The sequence below is a fragment of the Verrucomicrobiia bacterium genome (genome assembly GCA_036405135.1).
In the GTDB taxonomy this organism is placed as follows: Bacteria; Verrucomicrobiota; Verrucomicrobiia; order Limisphaerales; family JAEYXS01; genus JAEYXS01.
Genome location: DASWYF010000028.1, coordinates 26,151 through 41,886, shown reverse-complemented (window position 1 = coordinate 41,886; position 15,736 = coordinate 26,151). Strand labels below are relative to the sequence as shown.

At 56.9% G+C, this 15,736-nt stretch carries 9 protein-coding genes; 1 reads left to right on the top strand and 8 read right to left on the bottom strand.

From position 1 onward, the window contains the following. Positions 1 to 129: 129 nt before the first annotated feature. Both VGH19_14215 and VGH19_14210 read right to left on the bottom strand, forming a co-directional pair. Entirely contained in the window at positions 130 to 1,575 is a 1,446-nt protein-coding gene (locus VGH19_14215; GenBank protein ID HEY1172520.1) for an SEL1-like repeat protein, read from the bottom strand. 205 nt (positions 1,576 to 1,780) lie between these two features. Beyond that, a complete protein-coding gene (locus tag VGH19_14210) occupies positions 1,781 to 3,616 on the bottom strand; it encodes an ABC transporter ATP-binding protein (protein HEY1172519.1) in 1,836 nt (611 codons plus the stop codon). A 236-nt stretch (positions 3,617 to 3,852) separates the two neighbouring features. On the opposite strand from VGH19_14210, the gene VGH19_14205 reads away from it, so the two are divergent. Continuing rightward, the gene (locus VGH19_14205) at positions 3,853 to 4,767 is read left to right on the top strand and encodes a sugar phosphate isomerase/epimerase (GenBank protein ID HEY1172518.1); all 915 of its coding nucleotides are present in this window, start codon (positions 3,853 to 3,855) and stop codon (positions 4,765 to 4,767) included. Positions 4,768 to 5,015: 248 nt separating this feature from the next. Here VGH19_14205 and VGH19_14200 read toward each other — a convergent pair whose 3' ends face one another. The 6 genes from VGH19_14200 to tyrS form a co-directional block, all read right to left on the bottom strand. Then, positions 5,016 to 5,453 carry a hypothetical protein gene (locus tag VGH19_14200; protein HEY1172517.1) on the bottom strand — a complete coding sequence of 146 codons (438 nt, stop codon included), beginning with the start codon at positions 5,451 to 5,453 and terminating at the stop codon, positions 5,016 to 5,018. Positions 5,454 to 5,467: 14 nt separating this feature from the next. Beyond that, positions 5,468 to 6,259 carry an SUMF1/EgtB/PvdO family nonheme iron enzyme gene (locus tag VGH19_14195; protein ID HEY1172516.1) on the bottom strand — a complete coding sequence of 264 codons (792 nt, stop codon included), beginning with the start codon at positions 6,257 to 6,259 and terminating at the stop codon, positions 5,468 to 5,470. A 161-nt stretch (positions 6,260 to 6,420) separates the two neighbouring features. After that, positions 6,421 to 10,944, bottom strand: coding sequence for a bifunctional serine/threonine protein kinase/MFS transporter (locus VGH19_14190; GenBank protein ID HEY1172515.1), 4,524 nt, complete (start codon positions 10,942 to 10,944; stop codon positions 6,421 to 6,423). 51 nt (positions 10,945 to 10,995) lie between these two features. Further along, complete coding sequence (locus VGH19_14185) at positions 10,996 to 11,736, bottom strand: sigma-70 family RNA polymerase sigma factor (GenBank protein HEY1172514.1); 741 nt, start codon at positions 11,734 to 11,736, stop codon at positions 10,996 to 10,998. 184 nt (positions 11,737 to 11,920) lie between these two features. After that, entirely contained in the window at positions 11,921 to 14,020 is a 2,100-nt protein-coding gene (locus VGH19_14180) for a CocE/NonD family hydrolase (protein HEY1172513.1), read from the bottom strand. Between the two features lie 256 nt (positions 14,021 to 14,276). Beyond that, positions 14,277 to 15,557: a tyrosine--tRNA ligase gene (tyrS, locus tag VGH19_14175; GenBank protein HEY1172512.1), complete on the bottom strand. Its 1,281-nt coding sequence runs from the start codon at positions 15,555 to 15,557 to the stop codon at positions 14,277 to 14,279. Between the last annotated feature and the right edge of the window lie 179 nt (positions 15,558 to 15,736).

Here is a 15,736-nt window from a genome sequence, read left to right as displayed (position 1 = left end):
GCAAAATGTCAAGTTAGGAATGGGACACGCTTTTTTATACCGTTCCAACTACGATACAAATCAGTAATGCAAACAGCAAAAACTGGGCCTTTCCCGCAGATAAAAATGAGTGAAAACCCCTAGAACCAGCTATTTTTTGCTGCGCTTTTCCAAGTCACTTTGGAAAGCCGATGCCCGTTTTTGAGCCTCGGTCACTTCCTCAGGTTTCAACTGTTGCAAAACAAATTGGCGATTGTTCACCGCGTTCGTGTTGCCTTGGGATGCCGCCAGATTGAACCACTTGTACGCCTCCACCAAGTCCTTCTGCGTTCCCTTGCCGTTTGCCAGGAACACACCCAAGTTATATTGCGCCAGATCCAGTCCTGCGTTCGCCGCTTTTTGGAACCACACCAGCGCCGCATTCTGATCCGCCGTCACACCCTTGCCTTGGTCCAGCATCCAGCCCACTTCGTTCTGGGAACGGACGAGACCTTGCTCCGCCGCCTTCAAGTACCACTTGTATGCCTCAGCTTCATTCTTCGCCACGCCCTTCCCGTTCGCATACATGACACCGAGGTTGTGTTGCGCGATCGCCAACCCGCCTTCAGCCGCCTTCGAGTACCAGGTGAACGCCTGCTTGTCGTCTTCCTTCACACCGGAACCCGTGTCATACATCCAGCCCAGTTCGTTCTGTGAAGTGATGTCACCCAGCTCCGCCGCCTTCTTGTAATTCTCCACCGCCGCCACCATGTTCGTCTCGCCACCACGACCGCGCGCGTTCATGAGACCGAGGTAGTAATACGCTTGCGGATTTTTCCCTTCCGCTGCTTTCGTGAACCACTTCTTCGCCTCCGTGTCATTCTTCTCCACACCGTTGCCGAAGAAGTAGAGGATGCCCAAATTCTTTTGTGCTGTGGCCTCGCCTTTTTCCGCCGCCTGTCGGAAGAGCTTCACCGCTTCAGCAGGATCTTGCTTGCCCGCGAGACCGGAGGACATCAACCAGCCAAGTTCGTTCTGTGATTGGACGTCACCTTTCTCCGCCGCCTTGCCGAGCCACTTCGCCGCTTCCGTGTAATCCAGCTTAACGCCCCAACCCTTGAGATACATCACACCGAGGTTACGCTGCGCAAGCACCACACCCTGCTCCGCCGCCTTCCGGTAAAACTTCGCCGCCTTCGCGTAATCCTTCTCCACACCTGCGCCACCATTCACGTAGTAGTATGCCGCCTCCGTTTGCGCCGTCGCATCGCCACCTTCCGCCGCCAGCGTCAGCCACTTCAAACCCTGCGCATTATCCACCGCCACACCCTGACCACGGAAATACATGATACCCAATACGCGCTGCGCCACCACTTCGCCCTGCTCAGCCGCTTTCTTGAACCACGTGGCCGCATCACCGAAATGCTGGAGTACTCCCTGCCCTTGATAATAGAGGATACCCAGTTGCGTCTGCGCCCTCGCATCACCTTTAGCCGCATCCGCCATGATCTTCTCCACTTCAGGCGCCGCACCGAAAGACTGCGTCGCGAAAAGACCTGCTGAAAGAGCCAGTGAAAGTGTGGTTACCTTGAAATTTTTACCCCAAAAAATGTTCATGTGGCGCACTGTCTAGCCAGCAACAGGACACTTGGCAACGGCAAACCGTGCATGTCACAAGAATTTAGCACCCCTTATCCCCTGTTCTCAAAATTGAAAAAGACTGGTGCTGCGGCTTTCTCACATTTGGAGAAGCCTCCCATCTTCCTAGTGTTACCCATGTCCTGACTGCGCCATTTCCCACTGAAAACTTGAAACTCATTGCCTACTGGCCCGTCGGTGCAACCGACTCCAGCTTCTCGAAGCCTTCCTCGATCGACCGCGTATCCTGGATCCGCGCCAGCTTCGCATAGAGCCCGCCCGCATCCAGCAACTCCTCATGGTTCCCGCGCTCGATGATTTCCCCGTGCCGCAAGACCAAAATCTGGTCCGCATTCCGGATCGTGCTCAAGCGATGCGCGATGACAAAACTCGTCCGCCCCGCCATCAGATGCTCGAACGCCTCCTGGATCAGCTTCTCCGTCGCCGTATCCACGGACGCCGTCGCCTCGTCCAGAATGATGATCGGTGAATTCTTCAACAAAGCCCGCGCAATGCTCACCCGCTGCTTCTCGCCCACGCTCAATTTCACCCCGCGCTCACCCACCTTGGAGTCGAATCCCTCCGGCAACCGGCTGATGAACTCATAACAATTCGCCGCCTTCGCCGCCGAGATCAGCTCCGCCTCCGTCGCTTCCAAGCGTCCATAAAGAATGTTCTCGCGAATCGTCCCATTGAAGAGAAACGCCTCCTGGCTCACTACACTGATATGCTCACGCAATGACTCCAGCGAGATGCCGCTCACATCCTGCCCATCGATCGTGATCTTCCCGCCCGTCGCCTCATAGAAACCCGGTAACAGATTCACAATCGTGGACTTCCCCGCACCCGTCGGCCCCACTAAGGCGATCATCTGCCCCGGCTTCGCATGCAAGCTCACGCCCTTCAGCACCACCTTCTCCGGTCCATAACTGAACGTCACCCTTTCATAAACCACCTCACCCCGTACCGGTTCCTTCAATTTACCCAACTTCTCCGCCGCCGACCGCTCCAGCGGCGTATCGAGAATATCAAATACTCGTTCACCCGCCGCGCGCGCGGCCTGCATCATCTGGTTGAGCCCATGCAAACGATTCACCGGATCATAGAACAACCCGAGGAACAGGAGAAAGCTCACCAACTCACCCACCGTCATCTGCCCGTTCAAGACCTGATTCCCGCCATACCACAACACCAGCACCGACCCTGCCGACGCCACAAACTTCATCGCTGGCGAATAATTCGCCCATGCCCGCATGATGAGCAATGTCCCCTCCCGCAGCTTCTCCGCCCGCTCTGAAAACCGCACATCCTCGTGCTCCTGCCGCCCGAACGCCTTGATCTGCCGGATACCCTGCAAGTTATCCATCAGCAAGGCATTCATTGCACTCGAAGCCTCCCGCTGCACCCGATACCGCTTGTGCGCCGTGAGCGTATACCACAGCGCCCCCGCCGAAAGCAGCGGAATGGGTATCAACGCCAGCCAAGTCAGCGTCGGATTCGTATAAAACAAGATGCCCAAAACGCCAAAGATGCTCAGGATCGCTACCGCCCCCTGCTCCGTGCCATCGATCAATACTCGCTCCACGGAATTCACATCCTCGATCACCCGCGTCATCAGATCCCCCGAAGCCCGCTGATCGAAATACCCCACTGGCAGCCGTTGCAACTTCCCATAAACCTCCCGCCGCATGTCATACACCACATTCTGCTCCAAGATATTGTTGATGCGGATACGGATACTATCGAACACATCCCGCAACACAAACGCCCCCAACAACGCCAAGATGGACGGCACCAGCAGATCCCCTCGCTTCCCACCGATCACATGGTCGATGATATACTCCGTCAGCTTCGGATACGCGAACGAGCAAAGCACCGTCAGCAACGCACAGGCGATCGTCGCCAGCGACAAAGCCCGATAAGGTTTTAGATACACCGCCACCCGTTTCAGCACCTCCCAAGTGGAGCGCTTCTTCGCATACGCCGGGTCCGCCGCCGTCAATCCTGCATGATTCGCCATTTCAAATACTTTCCGCTACGCCCCATCATCGCCCGTCCCCCACCAGACCGCAAGCACCCCCTAATAATCGAAATCGTCCCTCGACCTCGTCGTCGTCCTCGATTCCTCTCTCGTAGCTGTCCCGCATGCGGGATCAGGAGGCAGACCTAACCTCCTCCCTCTCATGTTCGATGTTTCCCCAGCTCCTTCTTCATTCATCATTGCTCCCCAAGCCCTTACCCGCTATCACATCCCCCATGAAATCCCCGTTCACCAAACGCGCCTTGTTGTCCCTGATCGCCGCGCTGGCCGTTCTTCCCGCCAGCCTCACCTTAGCCGCCAACCCCATCCCCGCTGAATACCACACCGGCGGATTCGCCGTGGGCGTGCAAGCCTACAGCTTCAACCGCTTCACCCTGTTCGAAGCCATTGAAAAGACCGAAATGACCGGCGGCAAAGTCATCGAGCTCTACCCCAATCACAAACTCAGCAAGGAACGCCCCGACGCCTTCTGCAATCACAACGCTCCGGACGAAATCCTCGACCTCGTAAAAGAGAAACTCAAGAAACACGGCATCAAAGTCGTGAACTACGGCGTCGTCCCCATCCCGAATGACGAAGCCGGTGCTCGCAAGGTCTTCGAGTTCGCCAAAAAGATGGGCCTCTACGCCATCACCACGGAATCCGATGGCTCCATCGACATGATTGAGAAGATGGTGAAGGAATACGATATCAAGGTCGGCTTCCACCAGCACGCCAAGCGCTTCAAGAAAGGCCCGGATGGCCAGCAGGTGGAAAACACCGATTACAAGATCTGGAACCCCGAATACGTCCTGAACCTCGTAAAGAACCGCGACAAGCGCATTGGTGCCGCCGCCGATGTCGGCCACTGGCAGACCTCCGGCCTCAAGGCCATCGACGCCATCAAGCTCCTCGAAGGCCGCATCATCAGCCTCCACATGAAAGACCGTGGCGCCCTTGGGCCCAGCAACCACGACATGATCTTCGGCACCGGCATCACCGGCATCGGCGACATGCTCGCCGAACTCCGCCGCCAGAAATTCGACGGCAACATCTCCATCGAATACGAATACAACTGGGACAACTCCGTGCCCGACATCGCCCAATGCATCGGTTTCGTCCGCGGCTGGGGTGCAGCGAATCCTAAGTAAGCCGAAGTGGAGCAGACGCCTCACCTGCCATAGTCGGACGGGCGCCCTCGCCCGTCACGCAATGTAGTGGGACAGGCGCCACCGCCTGTCCAGTCTCCCCCAATCACAAAACCAGACAGGCGACCTTCTAGTCGCCTGTTTTCTTTCCCCCAATCTGTGTGCTTCCGTGTTGATCCGTGGCTAATAATCCTGCGCCTCCTTGCCCCGGCGTTTTAGTCGGGGTTTGCGTCCATCACCCCACCGCACCGCTATTTGCAATTCGCCTTCTCGTCCTTCAGCGTGAAGCCCTCGAAAACCCACTCGTAAACGGGTGGCTTCGTCTTGTCCTTCTGCGGCTTGGCTTTGATGGCCAGTTTCACCCGGAGTGTTGCCTGACGCTCCGCCTCCAGCTTCCCCGTGATACGCCGGTCCAATCCGCTCACCGTCACCTTGGGCGGCAAATCCCCGCCGATCACCGAGGTATCCACCGTCAATGTGCCCGTGACACGATACTCATAAGCCGTCCCGGTATCAGAACAGTTTTGCACCCTCGACTTGGGGACCGGTATCTCGAACACCTTGTCCGCCGTCTTCTTGCCGATCTTGACCGAAAGATCATGGAACACCTTGGGCTCTGGATCAGCCCCTTGCGCAGGAATCAAAGCCACTAACATCAGGGCGACGGCGAAAGCGATGGATGTCTTCATAGCATGTCAGGAAATTAAGGTTTGTCAGGCAATGGTTCCTTGGCCAGCACCACACGGAAGCCACGGTCATCGCTCCAGTGATCCAGATCCCCGTGGGCACGGTAACTGGACCAACTGTAAGGATGACCAGAGCGATTCCACGAACAGCCTCGGATCAGGCGGCGGTCCGTTGCTTTTGGATCCAGCAGACCCTCACACCACTGCGCGACATTACCGGACATGTCATAGAGACCGAAAGCGTTCGGCTTGAAACTCCCCACCGGCGAGGTCTTCTCAAAATCATCGACCATCCATTCCGCAAGGTAGTTGCCGAAGTTTTTTGGCGGCCGTTTATCCTCTCCCCATGGGTAGAGCTTCACGGACCACATCTTGTCCGTCAGCGTCGCGCCTTGCTCCTTGTCCGCGATGCCGACAGCCACACTCCATTCCTCATCCGTCGGCAGGCGGTAGTAGGAGCCTTCCGGTATCTTGCCCGCTTTGCGCTCGTGCTCCGTCAGCCACGCGCAAAAGTCTTTGGCATCCTTCCACGACACGTTGACGACCGGGTGCGTGGGACCAAGGGCGGGCTCAGCCCACTTGCGGTCTATGTTTTTGGCCTTGGTAAAGGCTTCAAAGTCCTGGGCGCGCGTCGGCCAGATGCAGAACAGCACCTTGGTGCCCGGGACGGCGACAAACTTCATGCCCAAGGAATTTTCCGTGGGCTTGGACGCCGTAGTGGCCCCTTCAGCAGCCAGGGAAATTTGATTCACGGCCAGCAGCAAACCGATGGCCAAAACACTCGCCAGACGTGTCATCAGGGAGTTCACAAGCTGGATACTAATAAGCGGCTGTTTCCGCGCAATCGGCAAATATGCGCAAATGCCCTGCCACTGCGCCATTCCTCAACGCATACCGCAATCAAGCAAGAGCGGCGGCCACCTCGGCCGCCGCTCTTTTTACGCCCATATCAGCAACCATGCCTGACTGCCTATGGCTTGTTCCCCACAAGTTCGAGTGAGCCTTTGAAAACTTCCCCGGCGGAATTGGTGACGGAGAACAGCTCAATGGGTTTTCCCGGTCGCACCACAATCGGGCCTTTGGCACCGCGATTGTTGATCTGGCGGGCCGCCTCTTCAGCAAATCCGCCTGCACCCATGAATCCACCCCTCTGTAACAACTCGTCTCTGGTCAAACTTCTTCGCGGGCGCAAACTCCATGAAAAAGTCCCCATTTGACCATGGATTCCCTTGCTAACATGCGTATGCGTATCTCCGCTAAGGCTCTCTGGAATCACCCCGTTAGCCACTAACTTATACCCCTCCGGAATGCTCCCATTATAAAAATGCAACATGAGAGACTGGCCGAACCCGGAGGTCTTCTCGAAAACCAGACTGGCAGCCGCATTTGTCTCCCCGACAACGGAATGACTACGCTTGAAATTCACCTCGCCGTGGATCAAGACCCCCTCGGCATTGGTCACCGTGAATACCCGCGATGCCTGCCCGGGTGGGAGTATGATGTTGTTGCTGGTCCACCGTTCCCGGATCTGTTCAACCGCAGCCAACTCCAACTCCGGTGCCAAGCCCGGAAAAGGCTGCCACGTTAGCGAAAGCGTATCATAATCGGACCTCTCACGCTTGATGACAAAATAGGTGACGCTGCCGGGCTCCAATCGGCCATCTTCAAACCGCAAAACCGGTTGAAGAATCTCCCCCGGCAACAGCGCCGTCCTGCTCATCAAGCTGATGGCTCCAGAGCTATTGGTCACCGAACGGAGTGCTATCGATTTGCTCGCCGTATCCATCGCTTGCCCCATGGAAACTATTCCTTTGTTCTCGATCGCCCGGACCTCCTTCACTGGATCACTATCTTGCAAAACCTCGATGTTTTCCGCCTCATCCGGGTCAGCCAAACGTACGACCACGCGCAATCTACGGGGTGATCTGGTTTTTCCATCCGCAGAAAATCTGACCACCTCGGCTTCCCACAGCGTCTGATAATAGGTGCTGCTGAGCGTGATCGGTTGAGTCTGGCTGGTGATTTGCTGCCAGCTTTCCAAGGTAGTGCCAACGCTCGCCGCCTGCTGAAATCTCGCCAGCGGTGAGATGGATTTCTCCTCAAGCTTCACCTGGCTGGAATCACCCGTTTTGATCGTCGTCAATAAAATGTCCTTCTCCACGCTCCAATCACCATTCACCACTTCATTTTCACGGAGCGATACCGGCACGATTGTTCCCAGCACGCCATTAAGGTCGCTATCGGTAAGGCCAAAGAGCAGCCGCGCGGACCGCTGCTTGTTCACCCGCCAGCGCCAGCTTAGGCCATCGGCCTTGGCCTGGATCAGGCTGGCTGTGCCCAGAAGCACCTTGGTATTATCAGCATCTCTGCGGACTGCTTCCTCCCTTGTTCTTAGATCCGTCCCCAAATCCCTCACCTCCACCTGCGTGATTCTTCCCTGCTTCAGCGACACATTCCGGAACTCCACCGTATCTAAAGTTCGTGCCCGCCAGCGCACCTCTTTCACCTCGCTGAGCTTTAAGGCATCCGTCATGCCCCCGGAATCGAAACCCGCCTCATACTCGCTCCACGCCTTCCCGGTCGCCTTCGTTTCCTGGATCAAATTGGGGCGATATGTTTTCCCATCCTTGCCGATGGCCACCAATGAATACTCCATCCCCTCCTGCTTCATCAGGTTTTTAGTGGATACTTTGAGGTTACCGTTCGATGTCTCGGAAAACTCCCACTGTCTGCGTGCGGCTCCTCCCTTCAGATAGCCTCCGACACCCGCCTCCATCACCAGCAACGTGTCCCAATCCCGCACCCCCACCCTCACAAACAGGCTGGCCGTCTCCCCATCGCCCACGACCCGGTCGAAGTGCATCACGGAAAGCTCACCCGTCGGTTGCCGCACACCATTCTTAAGCACCATCCTGTAGCCATCCGGAAAGGAGGCCATATTGTCTGATAGCGTTTGAAACCTCGGCTCGATCCTGACCAAACCCAAAACTCCGTTGGACGAGGTCAATGTCCCTTCCATCTGCACGTCCCCACCATAAATGGAAGGTGACCCATCCGGTTTCCACCAAGCCTCACTCTTATCCGTCTTCGGCAACCGCACCGCCAGCAGTTCCAACCGGCGGCCGTCTGGCAGATGCGCGATAAAGGGAGGTTCATTGATCTTGCGCTCAGACATCGGTGACCACATCGCCTGCGCCAGCTTCTGCTTCTGTGCCTCACGCCAGTCCGTCTCCGCGTGTTCCCGCGTCTTTGAGGCCACATTCACGAAGACCGCGATGAACACGAGGAAGATCACCAACCGCAACACGAAGGCACCTCCGCCACCGCTGCCCCGCGATTTCTCCGGCGGATTCGACTCCACACGGCTCAACCTCGCTCCCGCCCACGGCAGGAATAGCATCCCCAGCCATGTCAACGGCACCAGCACTGCCTCGGACACTGCCGGATTCCATCCGCCTTTTTCAGACAGCACGTTCACGAGAAAGAAGATGCCGAATCCGATCACCGGCAATGACAATATCCACGCCACCACCGACAACGCCTTGAAACGCGCCTGCCATAGCTCAATGCTGTTCAGATCTTGTGAGGTGATCGCCCGGCGCCACCTCCTCTCCATCATCACCCCGGCGAAAATCGAAAACATCAGGGAAACCCCAACCAGAAGAAGATAGGCCGAATCACGATTGAAACGGAACGGCAACATTCCGATCAGCAGCACCCCCAAGATCACACTCACGTAGAAGATCACCTTGCCTGCATGATTCCCCACACTGGTGTTTCTAGAGGCTCTTTCCTTCGCCAAACCGGCTGGGGGCGTAGATGCCGTCCCCGCTTCTGACGCGTTCCCCCGGGCTTGACTGCCATTGACTTTGCCTTTCCCTGATGTCCGTCTGGTACGGCGGGAGAAAAATAGCAGCGCGGCACCAGCTCCAGCCAATAATGCAAGCAGCGGCCCCAAATGAACCCACCTATTGGAATCATGCCCCGATCCCGGTCGCGGGCCCGGCATAAGCGGTAACAACCATGCGAAAACCGCCAAAACAAAGAACGGGAGCAGGATGAAGGCTGTCAGCCCAGGCGAAGCCGCCACCACAAGAGGACCGCCTTCTGGAACGATCAACGCCTTGCCCCCATTCTCCAAGACCGCTGCCTGGATCGCCGCGATCCAGTCCGCCGCGTCATCCTCCGTATCCGCAGCGGTTTTGAAGATTCCTTCCCCGGCCATGAACAACAGGTGCCTCTTGCGGCTGCCATCGTCATAGATCAGCGAGAGGTATTGGTGCCCCGCGGGACTCGTCCATCTGGGCCCGCGAGCAGCGGCCAGTTGCCGCAATGAATCAAAAGGAATCCTGGTCCGCTTCCCGGAGGCAGCAAATATCAGATGATCCGAATAAAGCGAAAGCTCTCCTTTGCCCTCGTGCTTGAGAAATCCTCCCCCCGGCGTGGCCAGATACTCCGGCGAAGTGTAACGGCCACGGGCCTGTTTGATTAAAGTCGGGTGTTTACTTGAGGACGGACTGTTCCCTGCGGTCACCGTCTCCACCCGTGTCTTGAACTCTCCCGCCGTCTGGTAGCGCAACTCCGGCGTCTTCTCCAGTGCGCGCAACACCACTTCATCCAGCCGCACATCGATCTGCACCTTGCGTGAAGGGGGCTGCAACTTGTCCGCCGGCAATTCTCCCGTCAGCAACTCATACAGCACCACGCCCAGCGAATAGATATCCGCCCGATGATCTGCCGTCTGCGGATGCTCGCGCTGTTCCGGCGCCATATACTGCGGCGTCCCCATCGTCGTGTGCTGTGTGGCACCATCAGCAGCTGCCTTGTCTTCTGCTTTCTCGTCTTTGTCCGCTGGGTTTCCCAATATCTTCGCGATGCCGAAATCCGCGATCTTCACCCGTCCATCTTTCGCCAGCAACAGATTCTCCGGCTTGATGTCCCGATGCACGATGCCATGCTCATGCGCATACTGCAGCGCCTCGCAAATCGGTGGCACGATGGCTAGAGCCTCCGCAGGTTGCAGCTTACGCGAGCGCAGGAGCTGCCGCAGGTTCACGCCATCCACGAACTCCATCAGCAGGAAATAGAAACCACCCGCCTGTCCGAAGTCATGCACCGTCACGATGTTCGGATGATTCAGCACCGCCAGCGCCTGCGCCTCCTTCTCGAAGCGTGCAGCGAACTTCCCATCCTGCACCCGCTCCGGCGCCATCAGTTTCAGCGCGACCATCCGGTTCAGCGATTTCTGCCGCGCCTTGTAAACCACCCCCATACCGCCGCGCCCCAAACACTCCAATATCTCCAACTGCGGAAAATGCGGAGCCAGTTCCGCAGGCGTCATCGGCGGCAGAGCGTCCTTCATATCCGCGCCGCTCAGATTCGTCTCTGTAGCGAAATTTAATCCCGCCAGACAGGCGGGGCACAATCCTTCCGGCGCCGACGCCGTAAGTTCCTTGCCGCACCGCGGGCATTTTGTATGACCAGTATCGCTCATTACCTAGTGATTAAGCGGCCTGTCATCGTTGTTACAAAAAATCTCATGACGTTATCCCTGGCTCAGCAAACCCACCACATAACGCACTTCGTCATCCACTTCAGTTGCTTCAGAAACCGTATCCGCCACCGCCTCGCGGAACACTTCACGAAAACGCTTGCGCAACCGATGCACCGCCACGCGCGCCGCCCCCTCGCTCATGCCCAAGTCCGTCGCGATCTGCCCGTAACTGATCGTTCCGCGATCCGCCGTCAGGCAATTCTTCAAACGCTCATATTCATTCGTCTTACCCGCCCGTTCATACTCGCCGCGCAAATCCGCCATCGTCTTTTGCAGCAGCGCCATGGCCCACTCACGTTCATACACCTGCTCCGATGGTTTGCCGTGCGCCTCCGTCTGATATTTCGCCTCCGCCACTTCCGTATCGAAAGAGACAATCGCATGTCCACCACCGCGCTTGAGGGCCTTCACGCGATCCCATTCGTTCAGGAGAAATCTTTTAAGAGCTACGCGTAGAAACGTGCGGAAATGCCCCTTCTCGCGATCCGCCGCTTTGAGATAATCCTTCGCCAGAAACCGCGCGATGAACTCCTGCGTCAAGTCCTGCGCATCATGTGGGCTGTGCCCCTGATGCCGCACATACGCATAGAGCGGATACCAATACGTGCGGCACAGGGTTTCCCAGGCCGCCGCGGAATCCGGCGACGCCTTGTCTTGCGCCGCCAGCACCACCGACCAGCGGGTGGTGACGAACAGCGACGGCGCCTTGGTAGATGGACTCGTATCGGACACGTTAATGCTTGTCCCCTCACATTAAGCATCCATCCGCGTTTGTTACAGGAAAAGAAAACCAACTCCGTAGCCGCCGAGGTCAGGAGGCCGAACTGACCCTTGGAGCGCGGCATTCATGCCGCTTCAACATCCACTCGCCAACAGTGGTGAAACTGGCCAGCCACATCCCTAACCCCCAGCCTCTCTATTCCAACGCCTTCCTCGCCCTCTCCCTCGCCTCCGCTCTCGCATCGATGAACTTTATCTGCCCCTGCGGCCAGCCCAGCTTGCTCGCCGCATCCGTCGCCCACTTGAAATCCTCCGGTTTGCCATCCGTGACCTTCACCTTCGTCTTCTCCGCCACCATCGCCAGCGCCTGTGGGATATCCAGATACCGCAAAACATTCAGATAATCCGGTCCTGTCATATGTGATGACGGCGGCTCGATCAGCTCCAATGAACTGACCACATTCACAAATAACGACGCATACAGTGCGTTGATCCCCTGATTGCGCTCACCCACCAACTGCACCGTTCGATCCGGGAATTCCGTCTGCAACACTTCCAACGCTCGCTTGATATCCCACACACGCATTCCATCGAGCGTCTGCCCCAACATCATGAAGCGACGGCGGATCTGTGTTTGTTCCCGCTTGTCTTGATCCCACATCGTCGGGCCGATGCCGCGTGGCGGCAGGAACACTACTGCCGTCAGATCTGTCTCCACATCCGCCACCATCTTAATCCACGCCAGCATGTCCGGTTTCACACCTGGCGTGATCGCCAGTTCATCCCCCAACTTGCCCGCTTGATACGCGGAGAATGCCGCCAGCACATTGGCCCAACCCTTCTCGTCCACCACCTGGAGCTTCACCTTGCGCGCCGCCAAGTGATTGCCCTTGGCGATACAATATAGCGGCAGCTCCACACCCTCCTGGCTGGTGAATCGCCAAAGAATCAGCTTGATCGTGTCCGCACCCGTTTGATTCCGCAGGCCGGGTTTGTTCGGACTCCACTCCGTGGGCCAGCCGCGGAATGACTTCTCCTTCAATGCGGACAACCATTCGCCCTTTTGCTTCTCCCACCCCACCTTGTCAACGGGGACCGGCGGCTTCGCCATCGGCACGAATGTGTCCTGGATCTTCGTTGTCCGCTCATCCGTTGGCAGTGAGGAAAAAACTTTCAGTTCCTGCGGCTTGAACAACTTCTCCGCCGCCATGCTGATCAGGGGCTCTTCACCCTTCAGAAACCGGTTGAACCACCGAAACGCGGGCACCTGCAAATCCTGCGTGTCCTTGTGCGGCCCCTCCGTGATGAGCAGACCGAGATTATTCGTTTCACCGTAAAGTTTGTAGATCGCCGCCACGTCTTTGTGCAACCGCACCACACCATCCAGCGGGAAGATGCGGTCCTTATCCGTATTTGCGATGAGCAAGGGCCGAGGGGCTACTAATGCCGCCACCTTTGCGTAATCCCACCGATACGTATTCACCATGAACATGCAATCGCAATGCCCCTCCACACATCCATCCACCACATGGTTCTGAAGATCCGTGATGCCTGCGACCGGCACAGCGACCTTGATGCGCTCATCCAGCACCGTCGTCCACCATGAGTAACCGCCACCACCAGAACGTCCCGTGATGCCCAACTTCTCGCCATCCACCTCTGGACGCGATTGCAAGTAATCCAATCCGCGGATGGAGTTCCACGCCTCCACACCCGCTGGCGTATAACCCCGCGAATTCCACCACCACATCCCCTCGCGATACGTGCCGTGATGGATGCCTTCCAGTTCTCCGAGTTGGATCGTATCAATCGTCAGGCACACATAGCCGTTCCGAGCGAACCACTCCCCGTGATGTTGATACGCGGTCTTGTTCCCAAAACTCACCCCGTTCGTCTTCATCTGCCCGTGACCGCAGACATAGAGGATGGCCGGAACTTTCTTCGTGAGATTCTTCGGCACATACAGATTGGCCGTCACGAAGAGACCGGGCATGGACTGATAATGGAGATTTTCTACATAGAATTGCTCATGGTCTATGCGCCCCGTGATGTTCGCCTTGAGATCGGTTTTTTCTGGCATGGGCGAAAGGCCAAGCATCTCCTCCACTTGTTTCTTGGCCACTGCACGTTCGCGTTTCCAATCCTCCAACGTCTTGATCCCCTTAAACGTGTCCTCCGAAACCCTCGCCGTCTCCTTGCGGAAATATTCCGCCAGCAGCTTGTCGCCCGGCAACTCCGCCGCCTGAGCACAAACCGCCCCCACGATCAGAACCAGAAAAACACGCAGCGTCTTCATAGCAGGTAATCTGACGTTAAAAACCACAATGACATTGAACGCAAATCAAGGTTCGCATGCAACTCATGCATCCGCCAATCCAACGCGCTAGGAGCGCGGCTTTTAAGCCGCTTCAACATCCACCAGCCAAGCGTGTGAAAAATGGTTCAGAGTTCAGAATGAGCACCGATTCTTTTTGTCTGCCCTCAAATATTTCACCCGTCGTGATAATATTCGCGTTGAAGCGACCTAAAGGTCGCGCTCCAACGCCACAAACTCACTTCGCCGTGATCACCACATAGTTCCGCTTGCCCTTGCGCAAAAGGATATGCTTCCCGAATAACAAATCATTCTCCACGAGCAAGCGCGCGATATTTGTCTCACGCTCGTTGTTCACATTGATACCGCCGCCTTCCACATCCTTGCGCGCTTGCCCCTTGGATGTCGCGAGGCCGGAGGCGACGAGCACATCAAGCAAAGTCGAACCCGCACCAGCGAACTGCCCAGCAGGCAATTCCTTCGTCGGCACTTCACCCACGATCTCGTTAAACGTGGATTCCGCCAAACCCGCCAGACTGCCGCCGAACAAAATATCACTCGCGCGGATTGCTTCCTGCGTCGCGTTCTCGCCATGGATCAGATCGGTACACGCCTTCGCCAATGCCTTGTGCGCCTCACGCGCACCCGGATTCGCCGTGTGCTTCGCTTCCAGATCCGCGATCACGTCCTGCGGCAAGAACGTGAAGAATTTCAGGTAACGGATCACATCGCGGTCATCCGTCTTCATCCAGAATTGGAAGAACTGGTACGGGCTCGTCTTCTTCGGATCGAGCCACACCGCGCCGCCCTCCGTCTTGCCGAACTTCGTGCCGTCCGCCTTCGTGATGAGCGGCAGCGTTACGCCGTAACCATACTTGCTGCCCTTCTTGCGCAAGAGATCGATGCCCGCCGTGATATTGCCCCACTGATCGCTGCCACCGATCTGCAATTCACAATCGAACTTCTGGTTCAGGTGATAAAAATCAAACGCCTGCAACAACTGGTAGCTGAACTCCGTGTAACTGATGCCCACCTCACGGTCTTCCATGCGGGCACGAACACTCTCCTTCTGCACCATCTGGTTCACCGTAAAAAACTTGCCGATGTCCCGGAGGAAATCGAGGAAGCTCAACTGCGCCGTCCAATCCGCATTGTCCAACAGCTTCGCCGGATTCTTCGTCGTCTCGAAATCCAGCAAGCGACCCAACTGCGGACGCACCGCATCCACATTCGCCTGGATCATCTCCTTCGTGAGCAAGGAACGCTCGGCGGATTTACCGCTCGGATCACCGATGCTGCCCGTGGCCCCACCGGCGATAGCGATCGGGAAATGTCCGTCATTCTGGAACCGGCGCAAGGCGATCAACGGCACCAGGTGACCGACATGGAGGCTGTCCGCCGTGGGATCGAAACCGGCATAGAGCGTGATGGGCTTTTCAGCCAGGCGTTTCGCCAGGCCTTCCGCATCCGTCTGATCGGCGATCAAGCCGCGCCACTGCAGTTCCTCAATGATATTCATGAGCGGCACATGTTATGGAGAAATGCCCAGCCGGGAAACAAGGAAAACTGCGGTTCGTCGCAACCCTTATCACTCTCGCCCTCTCTTCTTTGCAGCAGCCGACTTACCGACGGTTTAATAGCTGGCAACTTTGAACTTTGAACTTTCCCCGATATCGCGTTAACTACTTCCCGTCACGC